An 18,459-nucleotide genomic window follows, 5' to 3' on the forward strand; every position below is an offset into this window, starting at 1 on the left:
TCAGAGATGGGCAAGCTACATTGTCTTGATATGGTCTAGTAAATCTGAGCTGATGTAGATAAATATTGATTTTTAGTAGGTATTCGTTGGTCAGGGCTACTTAAAAAATGTCCTCCTACACCAGTCACAATGGAACCCTGTCAGTGTGCATGTGTTTTGCAATAAAATATTGTAAATACCTATATTACGGTATTTTTTAGACAGTGGCACGGGGTTACATTTGTACTTTATTAATCTAATGTCGTTATGAATTTAAAGTTTTCCTTTATTGTCCTATTACTAGGGCTGGTAAAAATTGGATTGGCACAAAGTCAATTGAACAAATCTGATGAGCAAAAAATTGTAGATGCTGTATCTGAACGAATGCAACTGCAGAAAATGAGTCAAAGGTATCTGAATCTAGGCTTTGCAAAGCACAATCTGCATGATAGTGGTAATGTATTCTCGTTTGATAGTAAAATTGGAGCACACTTAACTTCTGGAAGGACATTTTATATGCATCGTAGTCCAGTGGCTAATATACTGAAGATTGGACTGGATTGGACCTATCTCGATTTGAACTATAGTCAGTTTGAAGAGACTTCTATTATCTCTAATCCTGAGTATGCTAGCCAAGAAAATGATCCGTTCATGATTCATAAAGCTGAGGTAGCTATGCAGATTGGACCATCTCTCACAATCTTGCCAGTAACACGTCTAGCGATAAAGACCTATTTCCGGTATGCGCCATCTTATTCTGCTATGTACGATAATAATAATGAAGAGTTTGGTGGAGGGTTTGGATCGTACTTTGTGACAGGTGTGACCTTCAATTATGGCATAATTGGGCTAGGGGTTGAGCAGCGTTGGGGCAGCTCAAAACATAATGTTCTAGGTTGGGAAGTTAGCGAGGACGGAATATCTGCTAATACTGACGCAAAGCAAAAAATCAATATTAAAGGACCTAGGATATTCTTGTCCCTAGCTTTCTAACTATAGGATTGTAGGGTTTGTGTTGATCTGATAGAGTTAATTCAAGGTAAGATGTCCTTCGGTTGGTAAGTCCAGGCGAGGGATGTCTATCTTAATTTCAAATAAAAATAAACTGCTACTTTACTTTTCTCTTTTGGACTCTGGTCTAGCTGGTAGTGGTTGAGGCATTCCATCCAATACTCTTTTTAGTCGTATAAATTCTGGATGGTCTTTATTCCAGATATTCCGGGTCTCTACTAAGCCGTCTTTATAGGCGTACAGCTCATATATAGGCTCCTCATTTTTTTCTATGCTTTGCCAAGAAATTAACCTATAGTCCTGACTGCGGATAGCTCGTCCTAGCTTCCCATCTCTTGGGAAGCAATGGTATACGGATTTACGCACTGGGTTTCTGGAGTCAAAAAGAAAGTCCGCATAGCTTAAGCCATCGAGTGGTTGTGGGGTTTGAGGAAGCTGTATTCCGGCAAGGTCGGCTAAAGTAGGATAGATATCCACTGTTTCAATCAATGCCTTGGTATGCATCCCCTTTTTTAGTGCTGGATGTCGTATGATTAGGGGGATACGGTTAGCCAGTTCGTAATTAACATGCTTAGTCCACATTCCCATTTCGCCAAGAAGGTAGCCATGGTCTCCCCAAAGTACGACGATAGTGTTTTCGTCTAGCCCCGATTCTTTCAAATGCTGTAATACTTTTCCAATCTGAACATCTACATAACTTACTCCTGCATAGTAACCGTGTATTAATTTTCGTGTCAGTGCTTCAGGAAACGGGCTGCTTTCAGAGGCTTGTGGAATTTCGGTGTATTGTGCAATTTCTCCATCTCTTTTGATGGCGACGGGTGCAGCATTTATAGGGCTAGTTTGTGTGATGGGAAGGGATAATTTGGAAGGATCATATAAGTCCCAATACTTTTTGGGGACGGTAAAGGGGAGGTGCGGTCGGGCGAAGCCTACGGCCAAGAAAAATGGTTTTTGATTGTCTTTGAGCGTGGTCAATCTAGCAATGGCTTCTTTTGCTACTCGTCCATCTGCATAAGCTTCATCCTCTACATCCAATCGCTCCCAAGCGGATCCCTTTTCTAAACTATTAGCATATCCCCATGTCTTGTTCGCAAATAATGCCTCTTCGCGAGTTTCGGTTTTATGGTTGGAATCCGCATACTCGATGACTTTGTCATGCCAATGTGGTACAGACCAGGATTGGGCATCGTTGTAAGTATTGTGACCTACGTGGAATACTTTGCCAATGGCTGCTGCATAGAAGCCTTGGTTTTTGAACAATTGTGGTAACGTGACTGCCGCAGGGTAAAACTGTCTAAACGCTCTTCCGAAATCATATAGTCCGGTGGAGGTTGATCTTGAGCCTAAAAGCAAATTATATCTAGATGCTACACATACTGCTTGATTAGCATATGCCCTTTCAAAAACTATTGCGTCATTTGCCCAGCGGTCAACGTTTGGACTGATAGCTGTTTTATCTCCAAAAGTGCCCAATGCAGGACGTAAGTCATCTACGAGAATCAGTAAGACATTGTACGTTTTTTCTTGACTCCAACAGCAGCCAGCTGCAGCAAGTAATAGGGCTAATATGTAGGTGCGTAGGTGCATGTTGTTTGTAATACGAAATATGGTTACTTATCAAAGTTAGGTTGAATGCTCGTTTTTTTACGGACGATTTGTCTCGATTTATAGCTATTTTGTTTCATAGACCCATTAGGAGATCGATTGTTCGTGGTATTGACTAGGTAGGTCGATAGAAGAGGTGCATGTTTTGTAGAAGATATTTTTTGTTTGTTATTTTTTACTTTTAACTTTCGACAAGTAAACACTGTAAGTTTGTAAAATGAAGATTACGAAGATAGAAATATATAGACTGAGTATTCCGATGGAGCCTTTTGTCATTGCGACAGGTACTATGGATTATGCGCAGAATACATTTATTCGCGTGCACACAGATGTTGGGTTATATGGGGTTGGAGAGTGTTCGGCTTTCCCAATGATTGTGGGAGAGACTCAGAATACCTGTATCAGTGTTGCTCAGGGCTTTGCTCGAATTTGGAAAGGACAGGATCCGCTAGATATGGATGCGCGTCTGGCCGAACTTCACCTTTATATAGCGGGAAATGCCACAATCAAATCTGCTTTTGACATGGCCTTGTACGATATTGCTGCCAAGCATGCGGGGCAGCCTCTGTATAAGTTTTTAGGAGGCCAAAGAAGAGAAATTGTCACGGATATTACACTCGGCATAGCTTCAGCCGAAGAGATGGCCGTTAAGGCTTTACGACTCAAAGAAGGAGGCGCATTTGCCTTGAAAGTGAAGCTCGGCAAGGGACCTCAAGAAGATATTGAACGTATTAGATCTATCCGAAAGGCAGTAGGCTTTGATCTCCCAATACGTATTGATGCTAATCAGGGGTGGTCCTATGACGGAGCCGTAGAGGCATTACAAGGATTAGAAGCTTTCAAAATACAGTTCTGTGAACAGCCAATGCGCACTTACAACGACCATCTGCTCACTGAGCTACGTTCGGAAACGATCGTGCCTATTATGGCTGATGAATCGGTGTTCAATCATCATGACGCCGAGCGTCTGTGTCGAGCGGATGCTTGCGATTATATCAATATTAAGTTTTCAAAATCCAGTGGGATTCGCGAAGCTTTACATATAGCACATTTGGCTGGAGAATATAATATACCCTGTATGGTTGGTGGTATGTTAGAATCCCGATTAGCTTTGGCTGCAAAAGTGCATTTTGCTTATGCCGCCCCTAATGTCAAATTTTTTGATTTAGATACGTGTATGGTAGGGCATCTGGAAGATCCGGTAGAAGGTGGGGTTCAGTACAAAGGATATCAGGTTTCGGTAGCCGATAATATTGGCATTGGAGCTGATATGAAAGAAGACTTTTTGAATAAATGTGAAAAATGGATGGTTTAGCGGAAATGAGAATTGAAACTATTCGCTTGCAAGTGGATTATTAAACAATTATATACATATGAATTCGATGCGTTGGGGTGTAGGTACCTCGGAAATCATTATTCTGTTGATATTAGTGGTTATCGTCGTGATTTTTTACATGGTGTTCTCCCGTTTGCTGAAGAGAAAGTGATTTAAAGATTTGTAAAAAAACTGGCTATGACTTGCTTTATCGTAGCTTGAAGGACTAAAATTGATTATATTCAGTACCTTTGTGGGACTTGTTAAAACAGAATAAAAGATGAGTATACAAAAAGGGCCTATTAGCCAATTTATTGAGCACAATTACCGTCATTTTAATGCAGCTGCTTTGGTGGATGCTGCTAAAGGTTATGAATCACACCTTGTAGAGGGCGGGAAGATGTTGATTTCCTTAGGTGGGGCGATGTCTACTGCTGAACTAGGTGTTTCACTTGCAGAAATGATCCGTCAAGATAAGGTACATTTTATCTCGTGTACAGGTGCAAACTTGGAAGAAGATGTGATGAACCTAGTGGCACATTCGCACTATAAGAGAATCCCGAATTGGCGAGATTTGACACCGGAGCAAGAACGTGAATTGTTGGACACACATTTTAACCGCGTAACGGATACTTGTATCCCTGAAGAAGAGGCTTTCCGTCGTCTTCAGAAGCATTTGGAGGATGTATGGCATGCTGCCGAAGCCAAAGGAGAACGTTATCTACCACATGAATATTTATATCAAGTGGTAAATTCAGGTGTCTTGGAGCAATATTATGAGATAGATCCTAAGGATTCTTGGATTGTAGCTGCTGCTGAAAAGAATTTACCGATAGTATGTCCGGGATGGGAAGATTCAACGACGGGCAATATCTTTGCTTCCAATGTCATCAAAGGAAATTTAAAAGCGAGTACTGTTAAGTCTGGTATTGAATATATGATTTACCTCACAGAATGGTATCGTGCTAATTCTGGTGGTAAGGGAGTCGGTTTCTTCCAAATCGCTGGTGGTATATCCGGTGACTTTCCAATATGTGTAGTCCCCATGATGTATCAAGATTTGGAGTGGACAGATGTGCCTTTCTGGTCTTATTTTTGTCAGATTTCAGATTCGACTACTTCCTATGGATCGTATTCTGGAGCTGTTCCAAATGAGAAAATTACGTGGGGTAAATTAGATATCGACACGCCTAAATATATGATTGAATCTGATGCGACGATTGTCGCCCCATTGATATTTGCTTATATTTTAGGTCAATAATAATGTATGATGAGATGCGTATTGCGTAGAGACTATCGTCAAGCAGTACGCATTTCGTAATACTTTAAGCAATTCTTATGTTGAAAACAGATAATCCAATAGCATTGCAAGCGTTAATGTCAGAAACTATGTTTTCGACAGGGTTTTCTGTAGATGAAATGTCTCTTAAGGAAGCACCATTATCTCCTGTACAACCCCATATTCCTGCTGTTCAGGAGTCTATTGTAGAGGAGTTTGTCTATCAAGGTAGTAAGGAGAGAGGAATTGTCTTTATCCTTCGCTATCAAGACTATCCTTATTTTTCACCGGGGGGAGAAGAAGCTTTTATAAAAACTATTGGCGCTCTTCAACTTTCTCCAACAGATGTAGCGGTGGTCAACTTGGCTAATCCACATAATCCCAATGACTTCAAACGCATAATGCAATTTTTTACTCCCACCAAAATTATTCTTTTAGGAGTAGAGCCTGCGTCATTGGTCTTACCTGCCATCGCGCATAATTCCTATATGAAAGGCCGCGTCGCAACTGTATTCAACACCTACAGTTTTGAGGAAATGTTTGTGGATTTGGAAAAGAAAAAGGCCTTCTGGACCGAATTTAGAACTTTTATAGGTAGTTAACAAGAAGTCAGGTGAGGTCCTTACCATGTCTTCTAGTGAATATGGTAATGTGTCAGGGGAAAATCCATCACAATATCGCCAATAACCCTATAACAATATTAAAATATGTTAGAACTAGTTTTTGCGACTAACAATGCTCATAAGCTGGAAGAAGTCCAAGCTATAGTGGGAAGTCGCTTCGTACTTCAGAGTCTTGATGATATAGGATGTCATGATGATATCCCAGAGACGGGAGTCACATTTGAAGAAAATGCAAAACAAAAGACAGATTATCTGGTCAGTAAATATGGACTCTATTGTTTTGGAGATGACTCAGGTTTGGAAATAACCGCCCTAGATAATGAGCCGGGGGTGTACTCAGCACGGTATTCAGGATCTCGGGATATGGAAAGAAATATAGACCTAGTATTGGAAAAATTGGGCGATAATCCTAATCGAGCTGCTCGTTTTAGGACTGTGATATCACTTTTTTTGAACGAACAACAATTTTTCTTTGAAGGGTCCATAGAGGGCCAAATCGTTGGCTCCCGGAAAGGTACAAAAGGTTTTGGCTATGATCCTATCTTTGTGCCTAATGGGTATGATAAGACGTTTGCAGAGATGGCTGCCGAAGAAAAGAATAGGATTAGTCACCGGGCGATAGCTGTAGGTAAACTTGCTGATTTTTTGAAATCTTACTAAGCACCCTAGCTGACTTGCCAATCCAAAATTATTTCAATGGATATACTTTTAAAATAACAGAAGCGGTCCCCATAAGGACCGCTTCTGTTATTTTGTTGTTTCTTTTATCTCAACTTCTTTAGATTCTTGCTCTGACTTTTCTACAATGGTCTCAGATGCGGCCTTTTTAGTGGGTACCACCTGAGATTTGTTTTCCATTTTAATATCAGAATTCTCTGCATCTGGTGGTAGAGACTTGTCTGATACTTCATCTGTTGGGGTAGCCGCCGGAGCAGTCGTGTCTTTTGGAAGTTCTCGTTTGCGGTTGAGGAGATCTTCCTTGGATTTTGGTCTATCTTCTGGTCTCCAGATAAATCCAGGTAAGATCTCGTTCTCATTCGTAATCATACTGAGTGGATACACCTTTCCATCGACCTTACGAATCGAGACGTAATCTTTTATCTTTCGATTTTCCATGATGATTTTAATCCGACTGCTTCGGTCATGAAACATTTCGCTGATTATTTTTTTCTCTTCGTTAACGACAAAAATCATATTCTCGGCATTGCCATCTACGAATAAACGTTCCAAGCTGTTGCCCTTAAAAAATCCTGTAATTTTGCGTCCTTTAAGTTGATTAAATTTTACAGTGTCTAGGACAGCATTTACCATGAATGCATTATTAACCAATAACGTGTTGTCCAAGCGTTGGTTTTTGATTTGGAGATAAAGCGTATCTGCAGAAATCTGTGAACCTTCGGCCCACATCATTGGACGTCCCATAAACCTGAACATAGAATCTGCCATGCCATAGTACAAAGAGTCTGCTACTGCCTGTACGTCAGATTTAAACATGCGAACGTTGTAATGGGCCTTAATAATCCGCGTCCTAGCCGTATCCAAGTAGGCGCTATCTTTAGGCGTTAGGAGCTTTGTCGAATCTACGGCCTGAGCGGATTCCAGTGCTTTGTTAATGAGACTGTCACTCTCGTTACCTTTGGGTAGAACCGTTTTTTGCCGCAATATGCTGTCAGCAGCCAATGTTTTACCAATCAATATTTTATTTGGATCGCCAGTTTCTTGTTTCGTGATTGGCGTTTTCGTGATTACGGCAATTTTTTCTTTAACCTTGTCCTGATCGACCTTTTTAAGCGTGGATTTTCCTTCTAAAATTGTCTTCGTGGAATCGGTTTGTACACTATCTACTAGAGAGTCCAGCTCGTTGTTAACGGTAAGGCTATCTGTAAAATTTTCTTCATCGCCGTAATCCTCTTCCTTGACTTCCTCGATAAGTCCTCCATTTCGATCTAATTTGAAATCGAGTGCTTTATAGTCTTTTAGCAAAATCACTTTGGAAAATAATGTGTCAGCCGTCATATAGGCCGAATCAACTTTTGGTTCGGGAGGAGGGACATGTAATGAGTCCGTCTGGACGGAATCCTTCGTAGAGATTACTTTGGCAGTATCGGGGGTGGGAGTGACAGCAGGAGCTGCATCTTTCTGTTTTTTGATTTTGCTTTTTTCGGTAATATCTGGTTTGGAGACAGGAGCTGTTTCCGCCGAGTCTTGCTGTGTTGAATCACTTTTGACGACCATGGTCACCAATGGTTTGTCCGTCATCGTGATGGATTCGTCAGCCTGTCTATAAAGTCCGTATCCACCGTAGGCATAAAACTTATCCAGGGTATCGATAAAGACGACGTTTCGATAGGCCTTGCCCTCTCCTGTAGCTCGGTCGTAGTATAGGCTATCTCCTTTTAGGAATTTGGAGCCTTCGGTATAGAGATTGTTCTTTGAAAATTTCGCAATTCCTGTAGCAGTGCCGTAGTTTCCTTTTTCTGTATATAAATTCTCTCCCTTGTTTCCTTTAATATTTGTAGGGCCGAAGAAATAGGTCACTCGCTCTGCCGAATTGTACTTCATGGTGTCTGTATATATCTTGACATCAGGGGTTCGTACCACCACTTTATTGCGGAAGTAAGCATCTTGGGTAGTCTCGAAGTAGTAGGCATTTTTGGAGGTGATGGTATCTCCTTTACTGACAATACGACCTCCCGTGGTATAAGTTCCAACCTTACTTCTCATGTTGTATGTCAAGAAATTGGTCGTCAATACTGAGTTGTTGTCTACCATCTTTACATTGCGCGTCAGCGTGGCGAGTTGGATGGCTGCATCATAATGTAATTTGTCTGCATATATCACTGTACCATTCGGTTGTGTGATAACGACATTGGAAAATGCTTCAAAAAATTGCCTGCCAATGTCGTCTTTATAAAGATAGCCGCTATCGGCTGAGAGGGTACTACCTTTGTGCTCGAATACTGGTCTATAATAAACTGAACGGTCTGTCTTTGGTTCTATACGCATGCTTGATGACGATACCAATTTTAGCTCATCTCCGGTTGGTTGCTGAGCAAGCAATGGAGAAATGAACAACAGACTCAGGATAAATAGCAAATGATGTTTCACGAGAGCAAAAATATGCAAATAAAGTGCAAAATGATGTTAAAGGATAAATTTTCGTTGCAAAGTAGGCTTTGCCTGAATTATCCTTAACTTTGGTCGTATGGCTAGGCCATTGAGGTGGCAACTAAATCAGTGTAGCAGAGGGAATATCTAGTAGCTTAAAGTCCTGAAAGCCATTAAAACAAAGAGAATATGTTACATATGAATGTGCTGGAAAGATTTAAAGCATACGTCTATCAAAACAATTTATTTCAAATCGATGATCGTGTATTGCTTGCGGTGAGCGGAGGCAAAGACTCTATGTTAATGGCTAAGCTCTTCATTGACGCTAGTATTGATATCATTATTGCGCATTGCAATTTTTCACTTCGTGGAGAAGAGTCTGATAAAGACGAGGCACTTGTGGCCACATTTGCTGAACAGTATGCTATTCCGTTTTTTTCGAAACAGTTCGATACGATTGGTTATGCTGAGCTCCACAAGATATCGATTCAGATGGCAGCACGTGACCTTCGTTATGATTGGTTCGAAAAGCTTCGAAGTGAACACGCTTGCCGGTGTATAGCAATTGCACAGCATAAAAACGATCATATAGAGACCGTACTATTGAATATAGTGAGAGGAACTGGGCTCGCAGGACTTCAGGGTATTCAAGCAAAGCGGGGTGCAATCATTCGTCCGCTATTATTTTTGGATGCGAAAGAAATCACACGTCTTATTGTGGAACTCGATGTTCCATACAGAGATGATCAATCTAACTTCTCTACAAAATATGCACGAAACAAGATTCGGTTGGACGTAGTCCCGCGCTTGGAAGAAATAAACCCCGAATTTGTCAAAGGTTTATGTCAAAGTGTCGTTCATTTCAGTGATGCATACACGCTGCTGAGGCAATTTGTGGACCCTATTAGAGAGGCATTGTTTAAAAACAGGGTTGTAAAGAATGAGATTGTAATCCGAAAGGAGGAATTACAACCTCATTTAAAAAATATCCCTTTATTGTATGCTCTTTTTGAACCGTATCATTTTCAAATGAATGTACTAATGGATTTGGTGAATAGTTGGTCGAATGAAAATGGTCGCATCTTTGATTCTACGACGCATCGTATTTTAGTAGACCGAAGCGCTTTGATTTTACGTCCAATACAGTCTATACAGGAAGAGCAAAATGATATTACATGGATTGCTGAAGGAGATACGGAGATTTGTTGGAATGACATGCGTTTCCAAGCTCTTTATTCTGAAACACCTACTATATCCTTTAATCGAAATGTGGCTTGCATAGATAGGGAGAAGATAATATTTCCACTGCAGATTAGGTCATGGCAGGAGGGAGATGTCTTTTATCCGATAGGAATGCGTGGGAAGAAAAAAATTAGCGATTATTTTATCCAGCAGAAGATTAATTTGTTTGATAAGGCGCGAGTACCTATTTTGATAGATGGTAGTGGTGAGGTCATCTGGATCGCGAACTATAGATTGGACAATCGTTTTAAGATTACTGACAATACAAAAAAAGTGCTTACTTTAGTCTGTGAATAATAATTATGGGAGAAAATAATTTATTTGTCGAAAATCAATATTTGGGCCGGGATAAAACTTGGATTAGTGTACGTTTGATTTTAGCGTTGTTCTGTTTTGTTGCCTATTACCTTAACTTGGATCATTTGGCCTCTCGTCAATTGTTTTTTATAGTAGGGGCAGCTGTTATATTGATTTCTATATTGATGATGTACATGCTGCACTATCGGACTACTGTGACAGATAACTATATCAGTATAAGTGGGCTATGGACCACCCGTCTCGTTAAAATCGATTTGAATAGCATTGCTCAAGTAGAGAAGAAGAAGTATAGTACCTTTATTTTCAATAATCCGGTTTACAATCTTCATAAAAATGGCAAAATAAGATTCTATTCAGGGGGCAACGATGCTGTTTGGGTGACAGATAAAGAAGGGCTGATTTATGTAATAGGCACCCATAAACAAGAAGAGTTGTTCAAAGCGATAGAAAAAGCACGACGTAATAACAAAGCTTAAAATTTTGTTAATTGATTTTTATTTGACAAAATCATTCCCTTTGACACTTCATTATTTGTTAAATTTGAAAACGTACTTGGCCATTCGACACTTTTTATTTAACGAGTGCATTGTTAAGAAGGCCGGTTTTGATTATAAAAAATATTTAGAATAATTATGGGTCCATTATTGAAATTCTTATTAATAGCTTTTGCTGTTTACTTCATAGTTAGATTTCTTTTTAGGCTTATTTTACCATTCGCCATGCGTAAGGCGGCGGAGCGTATTATGAAAAAAGCACAACAATCTCAATATACCACTGGCGGAAACCCTTTTGAATATCGTGAATATCGACAAAATCCCCAAGAGGAAGGTAAAGTGCGTATAGAGGTCAATCCAACGAAAGAAACCAAATCCAAATCCGGTACGTCCACTGCTGGTGAGTTCGTGGATTTTGAAGAGATTAAATAGGCGACTCTCCTAGCAGAAAAGCTTATCTTTGTGCTGTATGTGGCTTAAACAATTATCTGTTTTAAATTTCAAAAATTATACCGAGTCTGCGCTGGAATTTCTGCCAGAAGTCAATGCCTTTGCGGGTGACAACGGAGCTGGGAAGACTAACTTGTTGGATGCCATACATTACCTGTCATTATGTAAGAGCTATTTTAACCCTGTAGATTCCCAGCATATTAAACAAGGCTTCGATTGGTTTATGGTACAGGGTTCCTTTGAGATGGACGAGCGTACTGATTTGATATCATGTAGTCTAAAGAAAAATCAGAAAAAGCAATTTAAGCGAAATAAAAAAGATTATCCCAGGCTTGCGGACCATATAGGTCAGTTTCCGTTAGTTATGATCTCTCCTAATGACAGTGTAATCGTCACCGATGGAAGTGAAGAGCGACGGAAGTTTATGGATAATGTCATATCCCAGACAGATAGTCACTATCTGGATAAACTTATCACCTACAATAAAATACTACTTCAACGAAATTCGTTATTGAAACAGGCCCGAGAAAGGGGCCAATTGGATCTCGGGTTAATAGATGTACTCAATCTACAATTAGTAGAGGTCGGTGAGCTTGTATTTCATAAACGAAGACAATTCATGGAGGCTTTTTTGCCTGAATTTGAAAAACACTATCATTTTCTGACAGACAGCGCTGAACAAGTGTCTTTAGCGTATGATTCGCCATTGTTGAGCCATAGCTTTCTTGATTTATTGGACAAGAATCTCGATCGTGATCGTGCATTAGAACGGACATCTCAAGGTATCCACAAAGATGACCTTCACTTTACGATACACCAAAGCATGTCCTTGAAGAAGTTTGGGTCACAGGGACAGCAAAAGTCTTTTTTGATTGCCTTGAAATTAGCGCAGTACAGTTTTCTTCAAGCTAGAAAGGGCTTCAAACCGCTGTTGCTGCTAGACGATATATTTGATAAGCTTGATGAGAGGAGAACACACAAATTAATGCAAATGGTCTCGCAAGATGATTTTGGTCAGATTTTTCTGACAGATACGGACTCGGATCGTTTGCAAAGAATTTTTGAGGAAATCGAGCAACCAATCCGTATCTTTGATATCAAAGAAGGAGCTATTCATGTATAAGAAAAAGGCGGACGAATATCATACTAAGGACGACGTAAGTATTAAATTGGCAATTGAAAAGTGGGTTGATACGTATCGTTTACGTCGAAAATTTGATGAATCCTCTATTGTGAATGCTTGGCCTGAAATTATTGGTAAAGCAATCGCCAATCGTACCCAAAAGATATACATCAAAGATAAAAAGATGTATGTCAAAGTCGAATCTGCTGTAATAAAAAATGAGTTGGCGCTTATGCGTCGCCAGATTATTGGTCGGATTAACGAATTTGTGGGTCAGGTTGTTGTTGAGGAGTTGGTTATCCTCTAATTATAAGAACTGTTCCAAATCACCTTTTCCCTCTCTTAGGACTTCAAATCCACCATCCGTAAGGTCGACTACTGTAGAGGCTATATTATCACCATACCCTCCGTCAATGACAATGTCAACTAGATTCTCATATTTCTCATGAATCAATTCGGGATCCGTAGAGTATTCCAAAATGTCGTCTTCATCACGTATAGATGCTGTCACAATTGGGTTGCCAAGTTGCTTGACAATCTCTCTGACAATATTGTTGGCCGGGACCCGTATCCCGACAGTCTTTTTCTTTGAGCTGAGCAGTTTGGGGACTTGACCACTCGCATTAAAGATAAATGTGAAGGGCCCTGGAAGTGCTTTCTTTAATAGTCGGAATACGCTGGTGTCAAACGGTTTGGTGTATTGCGATATATCTGTTAGGTCATAGCAGATGAAGGACAAATTAGCTTTATCCACTTTGAGCCCACGAATCTCACAGACGCGTTCGATGGCCTTGTGATGTGTAATATCACAGCCAATTCCATATACCGTGTCGGTAGGGTATATAATTACTCCTCCTTGTTTCAGTACATCAACGACCTGTTGGATGACCTTCTCGTTTGGATTATTTTCGTATATTTTTAATAACATTATGTTAGGTTTTAGATCTAAATAAGGTAGACGGTAGTCTACGCATTCCAATCTATGTTTTGTCCATCTACTTAAAATAACAACAGCCAAAATGATTTGTTTTGGCTGTTGTTATTTATTAAAATTCGGCGTTTTTCGGTGTTCTCGGGAAAGGAATGACGTCGCGAATATTGGTCATCCCAGTGGTGAATAACACCAGTCGTTCAAATCCTACACCAAATCCTGAGTGCGGCACTGATCCGTAACGACGTGTATCTAGAAACCACTCCATCTCCTCTGCAGGAATCCCTACTTCTTCCATTCTTACCAGTAGCTTTTCTAGATTTTCCTCTCGTTGTGATCCTCCAACCATCTCGCCAATGCCGGGGAATAAAATGTCCATTGCACGGACAGTATTACGGCCTTGCGCGTCAGGTTCATTTTGCTTCATATAGAAAGATTTAATCTCTCTAGGGTAATCGGTTAATATGACTGGTTTCTTAAAGTGCTTCTCGACCAAGTAGCGTTCGTGCTCTGACTGCAAGTCAGCTCCCCATTCATCGATCAAATATTTGAATTGTTTCTTTTGATTGGGTTTGCTTCTTTTTAGGATTTCAATGGCGTCTGTATATTTGACTCTTTCGAAGTCATTATCCAGACAGAATCTTAGTTTTTCAACTAAATCCATCTCCGAGCGCTCCGTAGCTGGTTTGCCTTTTTCTTCTTCAAGAAGACGATTTTTAAGAAATTCGATTTCTTCAGGGCAGGTATCTAAGGCATACTTGATGACATATTTCAACAAAGACTCGGCGAGGTCCATATTATCTTCCAATTCATAAAAAGCCATCTCGGGCTCTATCATCCAAAATTCCGCTAGATGACGTGTCGTGTTGGAGTTTTCTGCGCGAAAAGTAGGACCGAAAGTGTAGATGTTGCCAAATGCCATTGCTGCCAATTCACCTTCTAACTGTCCAGATACCGTTAAGTTTGTAGATTTACCAAAGAAATCTTCTCTGAAATCGATTTCACCACTTTCGGTGCGTGGCAGGTTGTTGAGGTCAAGAGTGGTCACTCTAAACATTTCACCTGCACCCTCGGCATCGGATCCCGTAATAATAGGCGTATGCATGTAGACAAAATCCCTTTCATTAAAAAATTGATGCACAGCAAAAGAAAGGGCATTACGAACTTTAAAGATAGCGTTAAATGTACCCGTGCGGAAGCGGAGGTGCGCAATTTCTCTTAAAAACTCTAAACTATGTTTCTTAGGTTGTAGTGGGAATTTTTCAGGATCTGAATCACCGATGATGCTCAGCTCATTGACTTTTATTTCTACTTTTTGACCTTTACCTTGTGACTCAATAAGATTTCCCTTCACGCGTACTGCAGCACCAGTGGTGACTCTCTTTAATAGAGATTCATCCGTATTGGCAAAATCAACAACTGCCTGAATATTATTGATTGTCGATCCGTCATTGATAGCTATAAACTGATTGTTTCGGAAGGTCCTTACCCATCCTTTGACAACAACCTCTTGCCCAAATTCAGTGGCATTCAATAATTCTTTAATACGTGTGTGTTCCATTTTATTGTTAATATTAATATAGGTTCTCTTTTGAACCTAATCACTTATTTTGATAATCTGTATAGGTCACAAAAATAGTTTATAATTTGTGAAAAACCTCGTTTTATTTCCGCTATAAAATAAATTGTAAAAGGTAGAAGCCAGTAGTTTCGAAGCTGTTTGTCACTTTTAGAACAGTATCAAGCTATGCGCGTTATGCGTTGAGACTGCGTACTACCTTCATCAATATAGAATGAAACGGTCCGATGGACAGGATGGATGTTATCTATATGGATTATCTACAGCTTTGTCCACCAATAATATCACTGCATTTCAAAAAAAAGCCTCTGATTTTCGTCAGAGGCTTTCGTATTACTATTAAAAGAATTAACCTTTCAAAACTTTAGTTACTAAGTCTGCTGCTTCTTTCAGTAGGATTGCAGAGTATACTTTCAATCCTGACTCATCGATTAATTTTTTAGCTTCTTCTGCATTAGTTCCTTGAAGACGAACGATGATCGGAACAGGAATATTACCAATTTCATGATAAGCGTCGATTACACCCTGTGCTACACGATCACAGCGTACGATACCGCCGAAGATATTAATTAAAATTGCTTTGACGTTAGGGTCTTTTAAGATAATGTTGAATCCAGCTTTCACCGTTTCAGCATTGGCAGTACCGCCCACATCTAAGAAATTGGCAGGCTCACCACCTGCGATCTTGATGATATCCATTGTTGCCATAGCTAGACCAGCTCCATTGACCATACAGCCTACGTTACCATCTAGTTTTACATAGTTCAAGTTGGATTCTCCAGCTTCAACTTCAGTAGGATCTTCTTCCGTAACATCACGCATTGCAGCATAGTCCGCATGACGGTAAAGAGCATTTTCATCGATGTCAACTTTCGCATCTACAGCTAGGATTTTGTCATCAGATGTTTTTAATACAGGATTGATTTCAAACATAGAAGAGTCTGTAGAATCATATGCTTTATAAAGCGCAGCGATGAATTTAACCATCTCTTTATGAGCACCACCAGTTAGGCCTAGGTTAAAAGCTATCTTACGAGCTTGGAAACCTTGGAGACCCACCTTGGGGTCGATTTCTTCTTTGAAAATCAAGTGAGGGGTTTTCTCTGCAACTTCTTCAATATCCATTCCTCCTTCTGTTGAGTACATGATGATATTGCGTCCCTTAGCACGGTCAAGTAGTACAGATACGTAAAATTCTTTTGTCTCGCTAGCTCCTGGATAATAGACGTCTTGTGCTACCAATACTTTGTTTACTTTTTTACCCTCAGGTCCCGTCTGAGGAGTCACTAATTGCATACCGATAATATCGGTTGCTCTTTGTTTGACCTCGTCAAGGTTTTTAGCCAATTTAACACCGCCACCTTTACCGCGACCACCTGCATGAATCTGAGCCTTAATGACAACCCAGTCTGAGTTGTAATCTACTTTCAACTTTTTAGCAGCTTCTACAGCTTGTTCAGGAGTGTCGGCTACAATTCCTTCTTGTACAGTAACACCAAAACTTTTTAGTATTTGTTTTCCTTGATATTCGTGAATGTTCATTTCGACAATTTTAAGTTGTAAAAATATGGTTTTTAACTCTAAAGGTCAAGCGCCATAGCGGTTTTTAATATTAATTTGATAAAACTTGGTTTTGAAGCTGTAATTTAATCATATGTTCGGTGGCAAAAATTAGTAACTTCGCTGTATGATGTTACAAGCAAAGGGTATTCACAAGTCCTACGGCGACCTCACAATCTTGAAGGGGGTTGACCTGGAAGTCGATAAGGGAGAGATTGTCACCATTGTAGGAGCGTCGGGTGCAGGTAAAAGCACGTTGTTACACATAATTGGTACACTGGACAAATCTGATTCTGGCGAAGTGTGGATTGATGGTGTAAAGGTTAGTGAACTCAATGAAAAGAAGCTAAGTGCTTTTCGCAATCAGCATATTGGTTTTGTATTTCAATTCCATCACTTATTACCTGAATTTACAGCTTTAGAGAATATTTGTATACCAGCATTTATAAATGGTGTATCCAAAAAGGAAGCCGAATCCAAGGCTATGGAACTAATGGAACTTCTTGGAGTTGCTCATCGTGCTGGACACAAGCCATCCGCAATGTCTGGAGGAGAACAACAACGGGTGTCTGTAGCAAGGGCACTCATCAACAATCCATCTATTGTTTTGGCAGATGAACCTTCGGGGAATCTGGATTCCGAAAATGCGACTGCTCTTCACCAATTGTTTTTTGATTTGCGAGACCAAATGAATCAGACTTTCGTTATCGTCACTCATAACGATGAATTGGCAAACATCTCCGATCGTATCGTGCATATGAGAGATGGAAACATAGTATTAAGTTAAATGAGTAAAAAGATATTAATCACATACGGGACTAGGCCATTTGGCCAACGTATTGCACAACAGCTGTCCGAAAAATTGACTGTCCAACTCGCCTCTTGCGAAGCTGTTCCAGATTTGTTTGTGAAGTCCGGACGCGTAAAAGTGATTCCGCATGGTGTAAACCCCACCTATGCTCACGAATTGTTAAAAGTATGCTTGGATTTAGAGATAGACTATGTATTGCCTTTGGGGAGATCCGAAATAGAAACTTTGACAGGTAACGCAATCTTGTTTGAAGAATACGGGATCCAGGTATTGCTACCCTCCAAAGAGCTGCTTAATGAAATATTTCTAATTGAGAATCCAGAACGAGGGTTGGAAATCAATATTCTCAAAGAAGGAATGGATTTCTTGTCAGAACAACGGCTGTTAGACAATCAGTATTCGGGAGTGCTTGCTTTGTCCGATTCGGGAGAACACGCCTCGCTTTGTATAGTTTCAGATAAATAGTATGATAGCTTACAAGGAATTTCCACACAACGCTAAAATGTTCCTTTTTGAATTGGATGACGTGTTGTTTCCGAAAAAAGATTATTTACTGCAAGTTTACTACCTATTTGCAAACTATGTCGAGTTCAATGAATCTAGACCCCTTGCAGGGGCGATGACTACTTTTATGCGTGATACTTATCTCTTGGAGGGTGATACAGATTTGTTTGATAAAATAAAGTCTAAATTTGACTTAGATGAGCAGTACCGTCATCAATTTGGTCGTATTCAAGTGCATGCGCAGCTTCCTTTAAAGCTTCTACTTGCTCCAGACGGGGTCAGACTAATTCATGATTTAAAGAGTAATGACAAGCAGATGGCTATACTGACTAAAGGTAATCCACTGGAACAACTCAATAAAATGAAGCATATGGATTGGCAAGGATTAGATAAAGGGTTGAAAGTCTACTTTTTAGATGAGTTGAACTTCAGAAATATAGAGCCAATTGGTTATATTGCAGATGAATTTGGTATCAAACCTGAGGAAATTGTATGTGTTCGTAACGAATAGTCGTATTCACCTC

The 18,459-nt window shown here is 40.0% G+C and carries 18 protein-coding genes; 13 read left to right on the plus strand and 5 right to left on the minus strand.

What is annotated here, in order from left to right:
• Positions 1-246: 246 nt before the first annotated feature.
• A complete protein-coding gene (locus OQ289_RS04040; RefSeq protein ID WP_270089522.1) occupies positions 247-972 on the plus strand; it encodes a hypothetical protein in 726 nt (241 codons plus the stop codon).
• A 120-nt stretch (positions 973-1,092) separates the two neighbouring features.
• Here the strand turns inward: OQ289_RS04040 and OQ289_RS04045 are convergent, their stop codons facing one another.
• Complete coding sequence (locus OQ289_RS04045) at positions 1,093-2,580, minus strand: sulfatase (protein ID WP_270089523.1); 1,488 nt, start codon at positions 2,578-2,580, stop codon at positions 1,093-1,095.
• A gap of 235 nt (positions 2,581-2,815) precedes the next feature.
• Here OQ289_RS04045 and OQ289_RS04050 point away from each other — a divergent pair, with 235 nt between their 5' ends.
• From OQ289_RS04050 to rdgB, 4 genes are all read left to right on the plus strand, one after another.
• Complete coding sequence (locus OQ289_RS04050; protein WP_270089524.1) at positions 2,816-3,913, plus strand: mandelate racemase/muconate lactonizing enzyme family protein; 1,098 nt, start codon at positions 2,816-2,818, stop codon at positions 3,911-3,913.
• Between the two features lie 280 nt (positions 3,914-4,193).
• A complete protein-coding gene (locus OQ289_RS04055; protein WP_270089525.1) occupies positions 4,194-5,174 on the plus strand; it encodes a deoxyhypusine synthase family protein in 981 nt (326 codons plus the stop codon).
• 77 nt (positions 5,175-5,251) lie between these two features.
• Entirely contained in the window at positions 5,252-5,794 is a 543-nt protein-coding gene (locus OQ289_RS04060; RefSeq protein ID WP_270089526.1) for a hypothetical protein, read from the plus strand.
• A gap of 105 nt (positions 5,795-5,899) precedes the next feature.
• Positions 5,900-6,475 (plus strand): RdgB/HAM1 family non-canonical purine NTP pyrophosphatase, encoded by a 576-nt coding sequence (gene rdgB / locus OQ289_RS04065; protein WP_270089527.1) that lies wholly within the window; start codon positions 5,900-5,902, stop codon positions 6,473-6,475.
• Positions 6,476-6,562: 87 nt separating this feature from the next.
• On the opposite strand, the gene OQ289_RS04070 is transcribed toward rdgB, so the two are convergent.
• Positions 6,563-8,923, minus strand: coding sequence for an OstA-like protein (locus tag OQ289_RS04070; RefSeq protein WP_270089528.1), 2,361 nt, complete (start codon positions 8,921-8,923; stop codon positions 6,563-6,565).
• Positions 8,924-9,112: 189 nt separating this feature from the next.
• Here OQ289_RS04070 and tilS point away from each other — a divergent pair, with 189 nt between their 5' ends.
• The 5 genes from tilS (at position 9,113) to OQ289_RS04095 (ending at position 12,857) form a co-directional block, all read left to right on the plus strand.
• Positions 9,113-10,462, plus strand: a complete 1,350-nt coding sequence (gene tilS / locus OQ289_RS04075; protein ID WP_270089529.1) for a tRNA lysidine(34) synthetase TilS — start codon at positions 9,113-9,115, stop codon at positions 10,460-10,462.
• Between the two features lie 5 nt (positions 10,463-10,467).
• Positions 10,468-10,959 carry a hypothetical protein gene (locus OQ289_RS04080; RefSeq protein ID WP_033564779.1) on the plus strand — a complete coding sequence of 164 codons (492 nt, stop codon included), beginning with the start codon at positions 10,468-10,470 and terminating at the stop codon, positions 10,957-10,959.
• 156 nt (positions 10,960-11,115) lie between these two features.
• A complete protein-coding gene (locus tag OQ289_RS04085) occupies positions 11,116-11,409 on the plus strand; it encodes a DUF4834 family protein (protein WP_270089530.1) in 294 nt (97 codons plus the stop codon).
• 37 nt (positions 11,410-11,446) lie between these two features.
• On the plus strand, positions 11,447-12,550 hold the full coding sequence (gene recF / locus OQ289_RS04090) for a DNA replication/repair protein RecF (RefSeq protein WP_033564781.1): 1,104 nt from the start codon (positions 11,447-11,449) through the stop codon (positions 12,548-12,550).
• Entirely contained in the window at positions 12,543-12,857 is a 315-nt protein-coding gene (locus OQ289_RS04095) for a DUF721 domain-containing protein (protein ID WP_033564782.1), read from the plus strand. Before recF ends, OQ289_RS04095 begins: the two co-directional genes overlap by 8 nt.
• On the opposite strand, the gene OQ289_RS04100 is transcribed toward OQ289_RS04095, so the two are convergent.
• The 3 genes from OQ289_RS04100 to sucC form a co-directional block, all read right to left on the minus strand.
• Complete coding sequence (locus tag OQ289_RS04100; protein ID WP_270089531.1) at positions 12,858-13,478, minus strand: L-threonylcarbamoyladenylate synthase; 621 nt, start codon at positions 13,476-13,478, stop codon at positions 12,858-12,860. It lies immediately after the preceding gene.
• 118 nt (positions 13,479-13,596) lie between these two features.
• On the minus strand, positions 13,597-15,042 hold the full coding sequence (asnS, locus tag OQ289_RS04105; RefSeq protein ID WP_270089532.1) for an asparagine--tRNA ligase: 1,446 nt from the start codon (positions 15,040-15,042) through the stop codon (positions 13,597-13,599).
• 366 nt (positions 15,043-15,408) lie between these two features.
• Positions 15,409-16,602 (minus strand): ADP-forming succinate--CoA ligase subunit beta, encoded by a 1,194-nt coding sequence (sucC, locus tag OQ289_RS04110; protein ID WP_033564785.1) that lies wholly within the window; start codon positions 16,600-16,602, stop codon positions 15,409-15,411.
• Between the two features lie 148 nt (positions 16,603-16,750).
• On the opposite strand from sucC, the gene OQ289_RS04115 reads away from it, so the two are divergent.
• Genes OQ289_RS04115 through OQ289_RS04125 form a run of 3 tightly spaced genes read left to right on the plus strand, consistent with a single transcriptional unit; the run spans position 16,751 to position 18,446 of the window.
• Positions 16,751-17,407 (plus strand): ABC transporter ATP-binding protein, encoded by a 657-nt coding sequence (locus tag OQ289_RS04115; RefSeq protein ID WP_270090854.1) that lies wholly within the window; start codon positions 16,751-16,753, stop codon positions 17,405-17,407.
• Entirely contained in the window at positions 17,408-17,896 is a 489-nt protein-coding gene (locus tag OQ289_RS04120; protein ID WP_270089533.1) for a hypothetical protein, read from the plus strand.
• A 1-nt stretch (position 17,897) separates the two neighbouring features.
• Positions 17,898-18,446: an HAD family hydrolase gene (locus tag OQ289_RS04125; RefSeq protein ID WP_270089534.1), complete on the plus strand. Its 549-nt coding sequence runs from the start codon at positions 17,898-17,900 to the stop codon at positions 18,444-18,446.
• The last annotated feature ends 13 nt before the right edge of the window (positions 18,447-18,459 follow it).

Origin of the sequence: Sphingobacterium sp. SYP-B4668 (assembly GCF_027627455.1) — a bacterium.
GTDB lineage: Bacteria > Bacteroidota > Bacteroidia > Sphingobacteriales > Sphingobacteriaceae > Sphingobacterium.

What these genes read in the sequence shown, in the direction of transcription:
- OQ289_RS04120 (WP_270089533.1), top strand. Translation starts at nt 17,408, where the DNA reads ATGAGTAAAAAGATATTAATCACATACGGGACTAGGCCATTTGGCCAA.
- OQ289_RS04125 (WP_270089534.1), top strand. Translation starts at nt 17,898, where the DNA reads ATGATAGCTTACAAGGAATTTCCACACAACGCTAAAATGTTCCTTTTT.
- OQ289_RS04045 (WP_270089523.1), bottom strand. Translation starts at nt 2,580, where the DNA reads ATGCACCTACGCACCTACATATTAGCCCTATTACTTGCTGCAGCTGGC.
- OQ289_RS04050 (WP_270089524.1), top strand. Translation starts at nt 2,816, where the DNA reads ATGAAGATTACGAAGATAGAAATATATAGACTGAGTATTCCGATGGAG.
- rdgB (WP_270089527.1), top strand. Translation starts at nt 5,900, where the DNA reads ATGTTAGAACTAGTTTTTGCGACTAACAATGCTCATAAGCTGGAAGAA.
- OQ289_RS04100 (WP_270089531.1), bottom strand. Translation starts at nt 13,478, where the DNA reads ATGTTATTAAAAATATACGAAAATAATCCAAACGAGAAGGTCATCCAA.
- sucC (WP_033564785.1), bottom strand. Translation starts at nt 16,602, where the DNA reads ATGAACATTCACGAATATCAAGGAAAACAAATACTAAAAAGTTTTGGT.
- OQ289_RS04080 (WP_033564779.1), top strand. Translation starts at nt 10,468, where the DNA reads ATGGGAGAAAATAATTTATTTGTCGAAAATCAATATTTGGGCCGGGAT.
- OQ289_RS04055 (WP_270089525.1), top strand. Translation starts at nt 4,194, where the DNA reads ATGAGTATACAAAAAGGGCCTATTAGCCAATTTATTGAGCACAATTAC.
- OQ289_RS04095 (WP_033564782.1), top strand. Translation starts at nt 12,543, where the DNA reads ATGTATAAGAAAAAGGCGGACGAATATCATACTAAGGACGACGTAAGT.
- OQ289_RS04115 (WP_270090854.1), top strand. Translation starts at nt 16,751, where the DNA reads ATGTTACAAGCAAAGGGTATTCACAAGTCCTACGGCGACCTCACAATC.
- OQ289_RS04085 (WP_270089530.1), top strand. Translation starts at nt 11,116, where the DNA reads ATGGGTCCATTATTGAAATTCTTATTAATAGCTTTTGCTGTTTACTTC.
- tilS (WP_270089529.1), top strand. Translation starts at nt 9,113, where the DNA reads ATGTTACATATGAATGTGCTGGAAAGATTTAAAGCATACGTCTATCAA.
- OQ289_RS04060 (WP_270089526.1), top strand. Translation starts at nt 5,252, where the DNA reads ATGTTGAAAACAGATAATCCAATAGCATTGCAAGCGTTAATGTCAGAA.
- OQ289_RS04040 (WP_270089522.1), top strand. Translation starts at nt 247, where the DNA reads ATGAATTTAAAGTTTTCCTTTATTGTCCTATTACTAGGGCTGGTAAAA.
- asnS (WP_270089532.1), bottom strand. Translation starts at nt 15,042, where the DNA reads ATGGAACACACACGTATTAAAGAATTATTGAATGCCACTGAATTTGGG.
- recF (WP_033564781.1), top strand. Translation starts at nt 11,447, where the DNA reads ATGTGGCTTAAACAATTATCTGTTTTAAATTTCAAAAATTATACCGAG.